Annotated in this window: 12 protein-coding genes and 2 riboswitches; of the genes, 5 read left to right on the plus strand and 7 right to left on the minus strand. The window is 69.4% G+C overall.

Annotated elements, in window-relative coordinates:
- Positions 1-5: 5 nt before the first annotated feature.
- Positions 6-788, minus strand: a complete 783-nt coding sequence (locus EZ242_RS14660; protein ID WP_135285907.1) for an SDR family oxidoreductase — start codon at positions 786-788, stop codon at positions 6-8.
- A gap of 115 nt (positions 789-903) precedes the next feature.
- On the opposite strand from EZ242_RS14660, the gene EZ242_RS14665 reads away from it, so the two are divergent.
- The 5 genes from EZ242_RS14665 (at position 904) to EZ242_RS14685 (ending at position 7,872) form a co-directional block, all read left to right on the plus strand.
- The gene (locus EZ242_RS14665; RefSeq protein ID WP_135285908.1) at positions 904-2,595 is read left to right on the plus strand and encodes an electron transfer flavoprotein-ubiquinone oxidoreductase; all 1,692 of its coding nucleotides are present in this window, start codon (positions 904-906) and stop codon (positions 2,593-2,595) included.
- Positions 2,596-2,624: 29 nt separating this feature from the next.
- A riboswitch (glycine riboswitch) is annotated at positions 2,625-2,723 on the plus strand.
- Positions 2,724-2,736: 13 nt separating this feature from the next.
- Positions 2,737-2,836, plus strand: a riboswitch (glycine riboswitch).
- A 49-nt stretch (positions 2,837-2,885) separates the two neighbouring features.
- A complete protein-coding gene (gene gcvT, locus EZ242_RS14670; protein ID WP_135285909.1) occupies positions 2,886-4,034 on the plus strand; it encodes a glycine cleavage system aminomethyltransferase GcvT in 1,149 nt (382 codons plus the stop codon).
- Between the two features lie 24 nt (positions 4,035-4,058).
- Positions 4,059-4,433, plus strand: a complete 375-nt coding sequence (gcvH, locus tag EZ242_RS14675; RefSeq protein WP_135285910.1) for a glycine cleavage system protein GcvH — start codon at positions 4,059-4,061, stop codon at positions 4,431-4,433.
- Between the two features lie 37 nt (positions 4,434-4,470).
- A complete protein-coding gene (gene gcvP / locus EZ242_RS14680) occupies positions 4,471-7,365 on the plus strand; it encodes an aminomethyl-transferring glycine dehydrogenase (RefSeq protein ID WP_135285911.1) in 2,895 nt (964 codons plus the stop codon).
- An 87-nt stretch (positions 7,366-7,452) separates the two neighbouring features.
- A complete protein-coding gene (locus tag EZ242_RS14685; protein WP_135285912.1) occupies positions 7,453-7,872 on the plus strand; it encodes a response regulator in 420 nt (139 codons plus the stop codon).
- A 39-nt stretch (positions 7,873-7,911) separates the two neighbouring features.
- Here EZ242_RS14685 and EZ242_RS14690 read toward each other — a convergent pair whose 3' ends face one another.
- The 6 genes from EZ242_RS14690 to EZ242_RS22060 form a co-directional block, all read right to left on the minus strand.
- Positions 7,912-9,063, minus strand: coding sequence for a GAF domain-containing sensor histidine kinase (locus tag EZ242_RS14690; protein ID WP_205960660.1), 1,152 nt, complete (start codon positions 9,061-9,063; stop codon positions 7,912-7,914).
- 1 nt (position 9,064) lies between these two features.
- Complete coding sequence (locus tag EZ242_RS14695; protein WP_135285914.1) at positions 9,065-10,477, minus strand: DUF7125 family protein; 1,413 nt, start codon at positions 10,475-10,477, stop codon at positions 9,065-9,067.
- Positions 10,474-10,941 carry a response regulator gene (locus tag EZ242_RS14700; RefSeq protein WP_205960661.1) on the minus strand — a complete coding sequence of 156 codons (468 nt, stop codon included), beginning with the start codon at positions 10,939-10,941 and terminating at the stop codon, positions 10,474-10,476. Before EZ242_RS14700 ends, EZ242_RS14695 begins: the two co-directional genes overlap by 4 nt.
- Before the next feature lie 246 nt (positions 10,942-11,187).
- Positions 11,188-11,841 carry a DsbA family oxidoreductase gene (locus tag EZ242_RS14705; protein WP_135285915.1) on the minus strand — a complete coding sequence of 218 codons (654 nt, stop codon included), beginning with the start codon at positions 11,839-11,841 and terminating at the stop codon, positions 11,188-11,190.
- 97 nt (positions 11,842-11,938) lie between these two features.
- On the minus strand, positions 11,939-12,337 hold the full coding sequence (locus EZ242_RS14710) for a hypothetical protein (protein WP_135285916.1): 399 nt from the start codon (positions 12,335-12,337) through the stop codon (positions 11,939-11,941).
- A 23-nt stretch (positions 12,338-12,360) separates the two neighbouring features.
- The gene (locus EZ242_RS22060; RefSeq protein WP_167784754.1) at positions 12,361-15,306 is read right to left on the minus strand and encodes a N,N-dimethylformamidase beta subunit family domain-containing protein; all 2,946 of its coding nucleotides are present in this window, start codon (positions 15,304-15,306) and stop codon (positions 12,361-12,363) included.
- Between the last annotated feature and the right edge of the window lie 195 nt (positions 15,307-15,501).

Consider the following 15,501-nt stretch of genomic DNA (forward strand, 5'->3'; position numbering starts at 1 on the left):
GGGGCTCAGAGCGCGAAGCCGTCGTCGGCCTGGATCACGGCGCCGTTGATGAAGTGGCTTTCGCTGCTGGCCAGCAGCACGATGAGCGCATCGAGGTCCTCGGGCTTGCCCACGCGCTTGCGCGGCAGCATCTGCACCAGCTTGCGGCCCTGCTCGGTATCCCAGTGCAGGTGGTTGATCTCGGTGTCGATGTAGCCCGGGCAGATGGCGTTCACGTTGATCTCGTAGCGCCCCCACTCCTGCGCCATGGCCTTGGTCATGTGGATGACGGCGGCCTTGCTCATCGCGTACGGGCCGATCTGCGGCAGCGTCCGCAGGCCCGCGGTGGACGAGATGTTGATGATGCGTCCCCCGGTGAAGGTGCCGGGCGCCGCGCCGCGGGCCCGCGCGAGCATGCGGCGGGCAACCTCCTGGGCCGTGAAGAAGGCGCCCTTGACGTTGGTGTCGAAGACGTAGTCGAAGTCTTCCTCGGTGACGTCGGCCAGTCGCTGCGTGCTGCTCACGCCCGCGTTGTTGACCAGGATATCGATGGAGCCGACCTCGGTCTCCGCATGCGCCACGGCGGCGCGGATGCTGGTCAGGTCGGTTACGTCCAGGGGCAGCACGTGCGCGTCGCCGCCGTCGCCCTCGATGCGCGCGCGCAGGTCCTTGAGCTGGTCCACGCGGCGCGCCGCCAGCACCACGGCCGCGCCGGCGCAGGCCAGGGTGCGCGCGAACTGCGCCCCCAGGCCGCTGGACGCGCCGGTCACGAAGGCGACGCGGCCGGAAAGATCGATGCTGTAGCTCACCTGCTCATCTCCTTTGGCGGCCGCGGCCGGCCGAACACTGACGCATAGAATTCCGGGCAGCCGCGCGCACCCCCCGGGGTGCGCGAATCACGAAAAACATTATGAGCGAGACCCCATGACGAACGACGAGATCCTGGCCCAATTCGGACCCCGCGAGTCCATGGAGTACGACGTGGTGATCGTCGGCGGCGGACCGGCCGGCCTGTCCACCGCCATCCGCCTCAAGCAGCTGGCCGCCGAGGAAGACCGCGAGGTCTCCGTCGTGGTGCTGGAAAAAGGCTCCGAGCCCGGGGCGCACGTGCTCTCCGGCGCGATCATGGACCCGATCGCCATCACCGAGCTGTTCCCGGACTGGAAGCAGCGCGGCGCGCCACTGAACCAGCCGGTCACCGAGGACATCTTCCTGTTCCTGGGCGAACGCGGCGCGGTGCGCACGCCCAACGTCATGCTGCCGCCCAACTTCGGCAACCACGGCAACTACATCGTGAGCCTGGCCAACGTGACGCGCTGGCTGGCGCAGCAGGCCGAAGCGCTGGGCGTGGAGATCTTCCCCGGCTTTCCCGCCGCCGAGGTCCTTTACAACGAGGACGGCTCGGTCAAGGGCGTGGCCACCGCCAACATGGGCATCGGCCGCGACGGCCAGCCCACCGAGGGCTTCCAGCTGGGCATGGAACTGCATGCCAAGTACACCATCTTCGCCGAGGGCTCGCGCGGCCACCTGGGCAAGCAGCTCATCGCCCACTACAAGCTCGACGAGGGGCGCGACCCGCAAAGCTACAGCATCGGCATCAAGGAAGTCTGGGAGATCGACCCGGCCCGCCACACGCCGGGCCTGGCCCTGCACAGCGCCGGCTGGCCGCTGGAGAGCAGCACCTACGGCGGCTCCTTCCTCTATCACATGGAAGGCAACCAGGTGGCGGTGGGCTTCGTGGTCGGCCTGGACTACGCCAACCCGTGGCTGTCGCCCTACGAGGAGTTCCAGCGCTTCAAGACGCACCCCAACATTCGCTGGTACTTCGACACGCCTGCCGGCGGCCGGCCGGCCAAGCGCCTGGGCTACGGCGCGCGGGCATTGACCGTGGGCGGGCTGCTGTCCCTGCCCAAGACCGTGTTCCCCGGCGGCGCCCTGGTGGGCTGCGATGCGGGCTACCTCAACGCCTCGCGCATCAAGGGCAGCCATGCGGCCATCAAGACCGGCATGCTGGCGGCCGAGGCGGCCTTCGCCGCGCTGGCCGAAGGGCGCCAGCACGACGAACTCACGGCCTACCCGGAGCTCTTCGAGCGCTCCTGGCTGCATGCCGAGCTGAACAAGGCGCGCAACTTCAAGCAGTGGTTCAAGAAGGGGCTGACCGTGGCCACGGTGATGACCGGCATCGAGCAGCTGCTGCTCAACGGCCGCATCCCCTGGACCCTGCACCGCGAGCGGCCGGACCACACCTACCTCAAGCCGGCCGACCAGTGCAAGCCCATCGCCTATCCCAAGCCGGACGGCAAGCTCACCTTCGACAAGCTCTCCTCGGTGTTCATCTCCAACACCAACCACTCCGAGGACCAGCCGCCGCACCTCACGCTCAAGGACGGCGCCGTTCCGGTGCAGGTGAACCTGTCGCTGTACGCCGGCCCGGAGCAGCGCTACTGCCCGGCTGGCGTTTACGAGTTCGTCAAGGACGAGGGCGGCCAGGACCGCCTGCAGATCAATGCCCAGAACTGCGTGCACTGCAAGACCTGCGACATCAAGGACCCGACGCAGAACATCGTCTGGGTCGTTCCCGAAGGCGGCGGCGGCCCGAACTACACCAACATGTAGGCACGGCCCCGCGCAGGCTCGCTAGAATGCGGCGTCCGTCAGGAGAGCGCTGTCGCCCCAAGGCCTCAGCCACCGAAGGCGCAGGCTTGACTGCCGAACGCTCAGGTACAAGGGACTGACGGACACGCCGGTGCAGCCGGCGTTTTCCCAGCTGGAGAGAGGTCCGCCTCGCGCGGACCCACCGAAGGAGCAAACCCCGCCAGGGGTGAATCTCTCAGGTAAAGCGGACAGCCGGGCTCCTCCATGGCCTCGGCCATGGTTCGCAGCCTGGGTTCCAGAAAAGGAAGGCCATGTCCGCCGCCCCACCGTCCACCGCCGAGCTTCGGCACACCCCGCTGCACGCGCTGCACCTCGAACTGGGCGCCCGCATGGTGCCCTTCGCCGGCTACCACATGCCCGTGCAGTACCCGGCCGGGCTCATGGCCGAGCACCACCACACCCGCCAGGCCGCTGGCCTCTTCGACGTCTCGCACATGGGCCAGCTGCTGGTGCGCGGCCCCGGGGCCGGCGCGGCGCTGGAGTCGCTCATGCCGGTGGACGTGATCGACCTGCCCGCGGGCAAGCAGCGCTACGGCCTGCTGCTGACCGACGAGGGCACGATCATCGACGACCTGATGTTCATCAACCGCGGGACCGACTACTTCGTCGTGGTCAACGGCGCCTGCAAGGACGGCGACATCGCCCACCTGCAGGCGCGCATCGGCACCCGCTGCGAGATCGTGCCGCTGCCGGACCGCGCCCTGCTCGCGCTGCAGGGGCCGCAGGCCGCCGACGCGCTGGCGCGGCTGGTGCCCGGCGTGCTGGCGCTGGTCTTCATGACCGGCGGCGGCTTCGACTGGCAGGGCATCGGCCTGTTCATCACCCGCAGCGGCTACACCGGGGAAGACGGGTTCGAGATTTCCGTGCCCGCGGCGCATGCCGAGACCCTGGCCCGCACGCTGCTGGTGCAGCCCGAGGTGCAGCCCGTCGGCCTGGGCGCGCGCAACTCGCTGCGCCTGGAAGCGGGCCTGTGCCTGTACGGCAACGACATCGACACCAGCACCACGCCGGTCGAGGCAGGCCTGAACTGGGCGATCCAGAAGGTCCGCCGCGCGGGCGGCGCGCGCGCCGGCGGCTTCCCCGGCGCGGATCGCGTCCTGGGCCAGCTCCAGGGTACGGTGCCCGTCCAGCGCAAGCGCGTGGGCCTCGTTGCACTGGAGCGGGTGCCCGTGCGCGAGCACACCGAGCTGCAGGACGAAAGCGGCCGGCGCGTCGGCGAGGTGACCAGCGGCCTGCTCGCGCCGAGCCTGGACAAGCCCGTGGCCATGGCCTATGTCGAGACCGCGCACGCCGCCGCCGGAACCCGCCTGCGCGCGCTGGTGCGCGGCAAGCCCGTGCCGGTGGAGGTGTCCCCCATGCCTTTCGTCGCGAACCGCTACTGGCGCGGTCCGGCCGCCTGAACCCATTCATACCAAGGAGAACCCATGAGCCTCAAGTACACCCAGGAACACGAGTGGATCCGCACCGAGGGCGATGGTCCCGCGACGGTCGGCATCACGGCCCACGCGCAGGACGCGCTGGGCGACGTGGTCTTCGTCGATCTGCCCGAGGTCGGCCGCCGCTATGCCAAGGGCGAAGTCGCCGGCGTGGTGGAGTCCGTCAAGGCCGCCGCCGACGTGTACATGCCGCTGGAGGGCGAGGTCACCGAGGTCAACGAGGCCCTGCGTGCCGACCCCTCGCTCGCCAACAGCGACCCCCTGGGCCAGGGCTGGTTCTTCAAGGTGCGCCTGGCCGCCCCCGGCGAGCTCGACGCGCTCATGGACGAGACCACCTACGGCGAATTCGCGAAGAACGCCTGATCGACGCCACCCCCGCCCCGCCACGGAACGCCCTCAGATGCTGATGCCCACCGCCCGCCCGCTCGGCGAACTGGAAAACGCCGCCGAATTCATCCCGCGCCACATCGGCATCACCGCAGACGACGAGGCCAAGATGCTGTCGGTGGTCGGCGAGGCCTCCCGCCGCGCGCTGATCGAGGGGATCGTGCCGCGCGCCATCGCCCGCAACACCGACATGCGCCTGCCGCCGCCCGTGGGCGAAGCCGCGGCGCTCGCCGAGCTGCGCGCCATCGCCTCGCGCAACCGGGTCATGCGCAGCTTCATCGGCCAGGGCTACCACGGCACCATCACGCCGCCGGTCATCCTGCGCAACGTGCTGGAGAACCCGGCCTGGTACACCGCCTACACGCCCTACCAGGCCGAGATCAGCCAGGGCCGCATGGAGGCGCTGGTGAACTTCCAGACCATGGTCTGCGACCTCACCGGCATGCCCATCGCGAACGCGTCCATGCTCGACGAGGCCACCGCCGCGGCCGAAGCCATGACGCTGGCGCGCCGCAGCGTGCGCAGCAAGAGCGACGTCTTCGTGGTGGCCGGTGACTGCCACCCGCAGACGCTGGAGGTGATCCAGACCCGCGCGGCGCCGCTGGGCATCGAACTGCGCGTGGCCAACTCGGCCGCCGAATGGGCCGAGGCCCTGGCCGGCGACTACTTCGCGGTGCTGGCCCAGTACCCCTCGACCAGCGGCCGCATCGACGACCTGCGCGCGGACGTGGTCACGGTGCATGCCAGGCAGGCGGCCTTCATCGTGGCGGCGGACCTGCTGGCCCTCACCCTGCTGGCGGCACCGGGTGAGTTCGGCGCCGACATCGTGGTGGGCACCACGCAGCGCTTCGGCATGCCCATGGGCGCGGGTGGCCCGCACGCGGCCTACATGGCCTGCCGCGACGAGTACAAGCGCTCGCTGCCCGGCCGCCTGGTGGGCGTGAGCGTGGACGCGCACGGCAACCCGGCGTATCGCCTGGCGCTGCAGACGCGCGAGCAGCACATCCGCCGCGAGAAGGCCACCTCCAACATCTGCACGGCGCAGGTGCTGCCGGCAGTGGTGGCCAGCATGTACGCGGTCTACCACGGCCCCCAGGGGCTGCGGCGCATCGCGCAGCGCGTGGCCAGCTACACCGCCATCCTGGCGCGCGGGCTGGAGCAGCTGGGCTGGCAGCCGCGCAGCGAGGCCTTCTTCGACACCCTGTCCCTGCACACCGGCGAGCAGACCCAGGTGCTGCTGGCGCGCGGCCATGCGCTGGGGGCCAACCTGCGGGTGTACTTTGGCGAGTACCTGTGCATCTCGCTGGACGAGACCACCACCCGCGAGGACCTGGCGCTGCTGTGGTCCATCTTCGCCCGGCCCGGCCAGGATCTGCCGGAGGTGGCGGACTTCGAACGCGGCCTGGAGCCGGCGATCCCGCCGCAGCTGCGCCGCACGAGCGCCTTCCTGACCCACCCGGTCTTCAACACGCACCACAGCGAGACCGGCATGCTGCGCTACATCCGCAGCCTGTCCGACAAGGACCTGGCGCTGGACCGCACCATGATCCCGCTGGGCAGCTGCACCATGAAGCTCAATGCCACCAGCGAGATGATCCCCATCACCTGGCCGGAATTCGCCCAGGTGCATCCCTTCGCGCCGGCCGACCAGCTGCAGGGCTATGCCGAGCTGGACGCGCAGCTGCGCGCCTGGCTGTGCGAGGCCACGGGCTACGCCGGCATCAGCCTGCAGCCCAACGCCGGCTCGCAGGGGGAGTACGCGGGCCTGCTGGCGATCAAGGCCTGGCATGAAAGCCGCGGCGAAGGCCATCGCAAGGTCTGCCTCATCCCCTCCTCCGCGCACGGCACCAACCCGGCCAGCGCGCAGATGGTGGGCATGCAGGTGGTGGTGACCGCCTGCGACGCGGCCGGCAACGTGGACCTGGCGGACCTGGAGGCCAAGTGCCGCCAGCATGCCGAGCGCCTGGCCGCGGTGATGATCACCTACCCCAGCACGCACGGCGTCTTCGAGACGCAGGTCAAGGACTTGTGCGCCATGGTGCACCGCTACGGTGGCCGGGTGTACGTGGACGGCGCCAACATGAACGCGCTGGTGGGCGTGGCCGCGCCCGGCGAGTTCGGCGGCGACGTGAGCCACCTGAACCTGCACAAGACCTTCTGCATTCCCCACGGCGGCGGCGGCCCGGGCGTGGGGCCGGTGTGCGTGGTCGAGGACCTGGTGCCCTTCCTGCCGGGGCATGCGAGCAGCGGCATGACCGGGCGCGCGGTGGGCGCCGTCTCGGCCGCGCCGCTGGGCAACGCGGCCGTCCTGCCCATCAGCTGGATGTACTGCCGCATGATGGGCGCCGAGGGCCTGCGCCAGGCCACCGAGGTGGCCATCCTCTCGGCCAACTACATCAGCACCCGCCTGAAGGACCACTACCCCACGCTCTATGCCAGCCCCAACGGCCATGTGGCGCACGAGTGCATCCTGGACCTGCGGCCCATCAAGGAGCGCTGCGGCATCACGGCCGAGGACGTGGCCAAGCGGCTGATCGACTACGGCTTCCACGCGCCCACGCTCAGCTTCCCGGTGCCCGGCACCCTGATGGTGGAGCCCACCGAGAGCGAGACGCTGGACGAGCTGGAGCGCTTCATCGAGGCCATGGTCGCCATCCGGGGCGAGATCCGCCGCGTGGAGTCGGGCGAGTGGCCCCAGGACGATAACCCGCTCAAGCACGCACCGCACACGGCCGCGAGCCTGCTGCGCCAGGAGTGGACCCACCCCTACCCGCGCGAGACCGGCGCGGCCGTGCTGGACGCGCGCCGGCACGCCAAGTACTGGCCGCCCGTGGGCCGGGTGGACAACGCCTGGGGCGACCGCAACCTCTTCTGTTCCTGCCTGCCCATCCAGCAGGACGAGCACTGAAGACTGTCTTGCGGCGCGGGCACGGCTCAGGGCATCATGGCGGCGTGGTCGGGCAGCCTGAAGCCGCCCCCAGCGCTTGCCTCCAACGTGCCCGTCACCGCTTTCATCGTCGAAGACAGCCTGGCCATCCGCGAGGGATTGTCCGGCGCGCTGTCCGAGATGGCCGGCATCGAGACCACCGGCACGGCGGCGAGCGAAGGTGAAGCCCTGCGCTGGCTGGACGAGGCGGGACAGCCCTGGGACCTGGCCATCGTGGACCTCATCCTCGAAGGCCAGGGCAGCGGTCTGGGCGTGCTGCGGGCCCTGCGCACGCGACAGCCCGATCAGAAGGTGGTGGTCCTCACCGCCACGGCCAGCAAGGCGGTGCGCGAGCAGTGCATGGCGCTCGGCAGCGACGAGGTCTTCGACAAGTCCATGGAGTCGGATGCACTGATCGCCTGGTGTGCGGCCTTCGCCGATGGCCGCCGGGACGGTGCGAGCGGTTCCCGGGAAGCCGGCGAGCGCTGATTGCAGCAGGCGCTGCAACGTCTCTGTTGCGACGATCGACTAGACGCGGCGCGGCAACTCCACGCGCACCGCCGTGCCGGCACCTTCGGCCGAGGTCACGCTCACCTTGCCGCCGTGGGCCTCGACGATGTGCTTGACGATGTACAGGCCGAGCCCGACGCTGCGGTTGAGATTGGTGAGCTCGGCCGAAGCCCGCCGCATGGGCTCGAACAGGTGCGGCAGCACCTCCGCCGGGATGGCCGGGCCGTCGTTCTCCATCACCAGCGCGACGATGTCGGCCGCGGTGCCGTCCGTCGTGATGCGAATCGTCGACTGCTTCGGGCTGTAGGCAATGGCGTTCGAAAGCAGGTTTCCGATGACCTGGGCGAGGCGGTCGGGGTCCCATTGGCCCTGCGCGTTGCCGCTGTGGTGCAGCGAGAAGGTGCGTTCGGGATGGGCAATCTCGACCTCTTCGACCACCTGGCGAACGATGCCATGCAAGTCCGTCGCCTTGCGCCCGATCGGTATGCCGCTGCCAAGCCGCGCCTGCGTGAAGTCGAGCAGGTCCCGGATCATGTCCGAGGCGCGCCGCCCGGCGGTCTGGATGCGTGTGATCAGCTTGTTGACTGCGGCCGGCTCGAGCTGCTCCCAGCGCGCCAGGACGCTCGACGCCAGCATGATCACCGCAACGGGGTTGCGCAGGTCATGGCTGACGATGCCGATGAGCCGTTCGCGGAATTCGGCGGTCTCGTCCAGGCGCGACTTCTCCAGCGCAACCGCTGCCTGGTCGGCCAGCGCCGAGAGCAGCCATTCGTCGTCGTCCTCGTCGCTCGTGCCCTCGGTGGTGGGCTTGGCGACGGCGAGCAAACCGGTCACGTCGCCCCCCGCAACCAGCGGCACACCCAGGAAACGCTCGTTCGGTCCCTTGACGAGCAGGGCTTCCAGGCGGGCGATGAGGGTCTCCTGCAGCGGCTCGTGGAAGGTGTCCAGCATCGCGTCGTCCAGCCCGAAGGACGCCTGCACCGACAGCAGCCCCTGGTCGTCGGTCAGCATGAGGACCGAGCGATGCGACTCCAGCAGCTCAGCGGCCCGGCGGACGGTCAGGTCGAGGACCTCGCCCAGCGAGACGGCATAGGTCAGCGCGCGGCTGATCTCCGTGAGCTTGCGCAGTTGCTGGGCCCGCTTGTCCACCTGGAAGGAGCCGAGCGCCATGTCATCCCACCTCGATCCCGTTGGCGGTGATGGCCAGGTCGTGCTCGTCCATGTCATGGGCGATGCCACGGGCCTTCACCACGCGCAGCGTCCGCTGCGCGCGGCGGCCTTCGAACTGGATGCTCAGCAGCAGGACGTTGTCGGCCAGGGCGCTCATGCGCGTCTCGGTGAACATGTCCTTGCCGATGGTCTCGTAGGTGAACACGCTGGAGACGCCCTCCACCGCGAAATGCTGCGCCAATGCATACAGGTAGCTGTGCAGGCGGTGCGGGTCGGTGGTCGTCATCATCAAGTCGCCGACCGCGTCGACCACGAGGCGCCTGATACCCGACGCCTTCACCGTGCGGTAGATCGTCGCGACGATGCTGTCGATCTGCAGTTCCACCGGCGAGACGTAGTAGAAGTGCAGGCCCTGCGCCTGGGCCTGCTTCGCATCCAGCCCGAATGCCGACAGCTGGACCTCCAGCTGGGTCGGGTTCTCCTCGAAGGACACGTACATGCAGGGCTCGTTGCGCCGAACGCCTTCGATGACGAACTGCATGGCCAGCGTCGTCTTGCCCGCGCCCGTCTGGCCCAGCACGAAGGTCGAGCGCCCGCGCCGCAGGCCGCCGTCCAGCAGCTTGTCCAGGCCGTCGATGCCCGTGGGCACGCGCTCGGTCAGCAGGTCATAGGCGGGTGGACGTGCGGGGCTGACGAGCCGGGGGAACACCACCAGCCCATCATCCGAGATGCGGAAGCCATGCAGGCCTTCCATGTACGCACTGCCGCGCAGCTTCAGCACGCGCAGGTAACGCTCGTCGCGCGAACCGAGCTTGTTGCGCGCCAGCTCGACCATGCTGTCGGCCACCGCGAACTCGGGGTAGGTGGAAATCTGGTCGGCGCTGTACTCGCCAACCAGGAAGGCGGTGGTCTCGTAGGCCGTCAGCAGGCCCGCCACCTCGTACAGCATCTTGCGCATCTGCGGCACCGAGGTCGACAGGTCGTGGATGGCCTTGAACGAGTCGATGACGATGATCTGGGGGCGCATCTCGGTGATGGCCTGCGCGATGATGTCGACGAGCGCACCCACCCCTTGCTCTGCAAGCTGCTCGCCGATCGAGCTGTACTGGATGACGGTGCCGAGCTTGCTCTCGTCGTAGAAGCGGAACTGCTGTAGGTAGCGCACGACCTTGTCCACCGGCTCGGACAGCGTGGTGAAGAACAGGATGGGGCGGCCACCCTCCTGGGCGTTGGCGAACATCAGCCGTTCGGCCAGGATGGTCTTGCCGCTGCCCGGCTCGCCCATCAGGATGTTGATGGAGTGGGCGGGGAAGCCGCCACTCAGCACGGTGTCGAGCTCCGGGTTGCCGGTGCTCAGGCGGTCGAGCGTCTTCGTTTCAGGTGGTTCTACACCTGCTGCAGGGAAGGAGCTCATGGGGAGGTGGCCTTTCGACGGTTGGCTTCGATGAGCGACTGCACGGTGGTGATCAACCGTTGTTCGGCCAAAGGTTTCATGAGGAATGCGTCAGCGCCCGCTTCGGCGGCGCGGCTGCTGGCGGCAAGAATGCTGAACACGAGGACCGCGACCTGCTTGGTGCGCTCGTCCTGCTTGAGCTGGCGGCACAGCGCCAGCCCGTCCAGCTTGGGCACCAGGACTTCGGTGATGAGGACATCGGGGAGCTGCTCGCGGGCTTGGGCAAGGGCGTCGCGGCCGTCGGCAGCGAATGCGACCTGGAAGCCGGCCTGCTGCAGGAAATAGGCCTCCAGTTGCCGCACGTGGGGATCCCGCTCGACAACCAGGACCAGCAGTTGGGTGCCGCGCACCGCCGGCTCCGCAGCAAAGGCCGCGCCTGCCTGGGCGGGCAGCGGAGGGGGATCAGCGGTCAGTTCGTTGTCCAATGGGGTCCAAAAGAGGCTGGATCCTTTCAGGAGACGAGCGCTTGTCGATCGAGGCGACGCGGCCGGCCAACGCGGATCGACGCTGTCCGGCGCTCGACGGGGCAGGCCATGGTACCCCAGGCCACCCTGCAAAACCGGACCGTTGCATCCGCAGGAGTCGCACGACCTCGGGCCGAGCGAGCTTTGGCACTCGTCGTGACGACCAATCGCTTCACAGACCGGGCCGGGTGCCAGTGTTCCCGGAACTCAGGTCGGCGCCGCCGCGATCTGCCGCAAGGCTGCCTCGAATACCTCGGGCGGCTGGCCGCCTTGCAGCAGGTGTCGCCCATTCACGATGACCGAGGGCACCGCCCGGATGCCATGGGCCGCGTAGAAGGCCTGCTGCCTGCGCACCTCGTCGGCAAACTCCCCGTTTGCCAAAACTTCGGCTGCGCGCGCCGCGTCCAGGCCGGCGCGCTCGGCCTCGCGCAGCAGGACCGCGGGATCCGACGGGTTCTCACCCTGGCCGAAATAAGCCTCGAGCAGGCCGCGCTTGAGGCTGCGCTGCGCTTGCAGGCTGAGCTCGCCGGCCCAGTGCAGCAGCCGGTGGGCGTCGAACGTGTTCCAGGTACGCCCGCGCCCCTGCTCGCGGAAGTCGAAGCCGACGGCCGCCGCCCGTTCGCGCAGCGAACGCCAGGCAGCCGACTGCTGCTCGGGCGTGGAGCCGTACTTGCGCGCCAGGTGCTCGGTGATGTCCTCGCCTTCGGGCGGCATGTCCGGGTTGAGCTGGAAGGGCTGGAAGCGCACCTCGGCTTCCACTTCGCCCTCCAGCCGCCGCAGCGCGGCCTCCAGCGAGCCCAGCCCCACGGCACACCAGGGGCACACGACGTCGGAGACGAAATCGATGGTCAGTCTTTGCATCGGCGCATGGTAGCGGCGACGCCAGGAGCGTTCACGTGGAGCCAGAGGACCGGCCGGACGGCGGGACGCCGGAAGGCGCGAACGGCCAGCGCATCGCTCACTCGCGTCGATGCGGATTTCCGACGTGCAGCACGCCTTTGCGCCTGGGGTTCGCATTGGCCGCGGCCTCGCCCGGCTGGCGGCACTCCATGACGTGCCGCCCCCGCCCGGGCGGCGTCACGCTCAGGCTGCGGGCACTGCGCTCCGCGGCGATGCTGCGGCCCAGGCCGCTCACGAACTCCTCTCGTGCAGGACCCTGCGCCCGCACCCGGAATTCCACCGGCACGCCCGGCTCCACCACGACCTCGCGCGGGTCGATGAAGTTGGGACCGCAGACGATGTTCACCACCTGCACGCCGCGCGCGTCGGGAACCGCATACCAGGCCTCGGTGCCGATCTCCTGGGCCGAAGCCGCGACGGCGCCCGCAAGGGACAGAAGAAGAAGGAGCGGACGCATCGGCGTCCTTCGAGCCAGGCGCGTCAACACGTGTAGGGCTCCCAGTAGTAGGTGCTGATGGTGGGTACGTAGCCGGGATTGGCGAACCTGGCCCGGTACAGGCCACCTTGGTAGCTCACGATGGACCCTGCCGGGTAGTTCTGGTAGCGGACCCACTGCGGGTAGGTGCACGAGGGAGCGGGTGCGGGTGCAGGTGCAGGTGCAGGTGCAGGTGCAGGTGCGGGTGCTGGCGCAGGCGCAGGCGCAGGCGCAGGCGCAGGTGCAGGTGCAGGTGCAGGTGCAGGTGCAGGTGCAGGTGCAGGTGCAGGCGCAGGCGCAGGTGCGGGTGCGGGTGCGGGTGCGGGTGCCGGTGCGGGTGCCGGTGCCGGTGCTGGTGCCGCGCAGTCGATCCGCGTCCAGTACGAAGGCGTCCACTCCGGCGGGCTGTTGATGTTCCACACGGTCGAGGAAATCGGCAGCGCTTCGTAGGCAAGCCCCAGCCGCATGACACGCGCCCCACCCAAGTACCGCGTGGACGAACTCCAGCTGGCGAAGTTGCAGCTCGGTGCGGGAGCTGGTGCCGGTGCCGGTGCCGGCGCAGGCGCAGGCGCAGGCGCGGGTGCTGGCGCGGGTGCAGGTGCAGGTGCAGGTGCAGGTGCTGGCGCCGGCGCCGGCGCAGGCGCAGGCGCTGGTGCCGGTGCCGGTGCCGGTGCAGGTGCTGGCGCTGGCGCTGGCGCTGGCGCTGGCGCAGGCGCAGGCGCTGGCGCAGGCGCTGGTGCTGGTGCTGGCGCGGGTGCTGGTGCTGGTGCTGGTGCTGGTGCTGGTGCTGGTGCAGGTGCGGGTGCGGGTGCGGGTGCGGGTGCTGGCGCTGGTGTCGGTGCTGGTGCCGGCGCAGGCGCGGGCGCAGGCGCGGGCGCAGGCGCTGGTGTCGGCGCAGGCGCGGGTGCGGGTGCCGGAGCAGGCGCCGCGCAACTGATGCGCGTCCAGTACGACGGCGTCCATTCCGGCGGGCTGTTGACGTTCCAGACCGTGGAGGAAACAGGCAGCGCCTCGTAGGCCTCACCGAGCCGCAGCACACGATCACCACTGAGGTAGCGCGTCGAGGCATTCCAGCTTGCATAACTGCAGGATGGTGCTGGTGCTGGTGCTGGTGCTGGTGCTGGTGCTGGTGCTGGTGCTGGTGCCGGTGCCGGTGCAGGCGCGGGCGCTGGCGCGGGCGCTGGCGCTGGCGCTGGCGCTGGCGCTGGCGCAGGCGCAGGCGCAGGTGCAGGTGCGGGCGTCACCACTGTTGCCGACACCTCGCCGCTGCGGCCACTTTCCGTGGATCCGTTGCTTGCCGTGACCTGGTAGTACCAGGTGCCCGGTGCAAGGCCGGTGTCGCTGAAGCTGGGCGAGGTGATGCCCGTGCGGTACGGCGTGTCGCCCATCTGCCCGGGCGACGTGCCCCGGAAAATATTGAAGGAGGTCGCGCCCGTCGGCGCCGTCCAGCTCAGGTCCACGCGATCGGCCGCGGCCAGGGCCGTGAGCCCCGTGGGCGCCAGCAGCGCCGCGCTCGCGAAGCGGGCCAGCACGTTGCGCGTGGTCTGCTTGACGGCCTCGTTTTCCAGGTTGCGCCAGCCGTAGTTGTCCAGGCCCCAGTTCCACTGCATGGTGCCGGTGGCGAACACGATCGAGCCGCTGGCCGTCGTGTAGGTGGTCATGTGCGAGCTGCCCCAGGGGTCGGGCGAGTCGGCCAGGCGCCGCAGCCCCGGCGGCGAGAAGCCGTTGTCGAAGATGGCGTCGGTCTCGTAGCCCAGCAGGCCGCCGAAGCGCGTGCCGAGCGCCACGCCCGTGTTGGCAAAGCTCCAGTGCCCGGGATCGGACACCACCATGTCGCCGTTGAAGGGGTCGCCGTGGTACATCACGCCGACCAGCTCGTTCTCGGGCCGTGCAATGGGGTCGTTCACGCCGAAGACCGGCCCCAGGTCGCGGTACCGCGCGGTGATGTAGCGGTCGTTGCTGCGGTCGGCATCCAGCGCCAGCGGGTCCTGGCTCTGGGCCGCTTCCTTGTAGGCCACGATGGTGCGGTCGGCCTGGCCCGAGGCGCTCGGCTCCAGGCGGATCTGCCAGTAGGTCTGGTTGGCCGAGAAGAAGCCCAGGTGCACGCCCTGGGCTTGCGCCTGGTGCACCCCGGCCTTCATTTCGTAAGTCCAGTACTCGTCGTGCCCGGCGATGAGGAGCGCGCGATGGCGCGTCAGGCGCGCGGCGTCGCGGTGCAGGTCCAGGTTGGTGATGTAGCTGAGGTCGTAGCCCTCGCGTTCCAAAAAGCGCAGGAAGTAGATCTCCCAGTTCAGGAACTTGCCCGTGCCGGCATCGGCCCAGCCCTGGCGCTTGTACGGACGGTTGAAGGACAGCTTGCGCGCGGGTGCGCCGCCGCTGTTGTAGGGGTAGAGCGACTTGCCGCCCCAGTTGTTGTAGGCCTGGTGCGTGGTGACGGCGCTCTGGAAGGTGAAGGGCGCGCGCGAGTCGTCGTCGCGCACCACGAACATGATGTAGCTCTGCGAGCCCGTGCTCGGCGTGAGCTTGGCCAGGTAGACGCCGGTGGGCCAGTCCCCGGTGGCCGGAATGGTCAGGCGGTATGACTCCGCCCATGCCGCATCGACCATGCCGGTCACCGGGTCCGGCGCGGGGACCGGCTGGCGCGTACCCGGCAGGGTCACCGTATGCACCCGGCGCGCGCCCGCCCCGCCATACCAGCCCATCCGGTAGATGGTCATGGTGTAGCTGGGCGCAGCGCTGCTCACGAAAAAGCGGATGGTCTCGCCGCGGTTGACGCTGGTGTGGGAGGCGTAGCCCTCCACCGTGGGGTTGTCCGCGAGCGCCGTGAGCGGCCAGTCGCTATGGCCGGGCTTGGCGTTCTCGAGCTGAATGACGTTCTGCTGGGCCAGCACCGCCAGCGAACAGGCGAACACGGCGGCACCGAAGCTGATCCTGATCGTGCTGGCGAGCAAGCGGGGAGCCTTTCCTCGCAAGCCGAGCGGGCAACTCCACCTCGACCATCAGCTTGCCGGGCTCATTGTGCAAAGCGGTTCACACTCTGAGGCGCGGCTGTACACGCAGAGACTTACGTTACGTTTTCTGTAACGGTTGCTCGGCCGTTGCGATGCAGTTTGAGGAAGTCGCGCGCCTTGCGTCGGCCGGCCGTG

The organism is Ramlibacter rhizophilus (genome assembly GCF_004681965.1).
Lineage (GTDB): Bacteria > Pseudomonadota > Gammaproteobacteria > Burkholderiales > Burkholderiaceae_C > Ramlibacter > Ramlibacter rhizophilus.

Bases quoted from the DNA above. Each gene is read 5' to 3' on its own strand.
- EZ242_RS14665 (WP_135285908.1), top strand. From the start codon at position 904: ATGACGAACGACGAGATCCTGGCCCAATTCGGACCCCGCGAGTCCATG.
- gcvT (WP_135285909.1), top strand. From the start codon at position 2,886: ATGTCCGCCGCCCCACCGTCCACCGCCGAGCTTCGGCACACCCCGCTG.
- gcvH (WP_135285910.1), top strand. From the start codon at position 4,059: ATGAGCCTCAAGTACACCCAGGAACACGAGTGGATCCGCACCGAGGGC.
- gcvP (WP_135285911.1), top strand. From the start codon at position 4,471: ATGCTGATGCCCACCGCCCGCCCGCTCGGCGAACTGGAAAACGCCGCC.
- EZ242_RS14690 (WP_205960660.1), bottom strand. From the start codon at position 9,063: ATGGCGCTCGGCTCCTTCCAGGTGGACAAGCGGGCCCAGCAACTGCGC.
- EZ242_RS14695 (WP_135285914.1), bottom strand. From the start codon at position 10,477: ATGAGCTCCTTCCCTGCAGCAGGTGTAGAACCACCTGAAACGAAGACG.
- EZ242_RS14705 (WP_135285915.1), bottom strand. From the start codon at position 11,841: ATGCAAAGACTGACCATCGATTTCGTCTCCGACGTCGTGTGCCCCTGG.
- EZ242_RS14710 (WP_135285916.1), bottom strand. From the start codon at position 12,337: ATGCGTCCGCTCCTTCTTCTTCTGTCCCTTGCGGGCGCCGTCGCGGCT.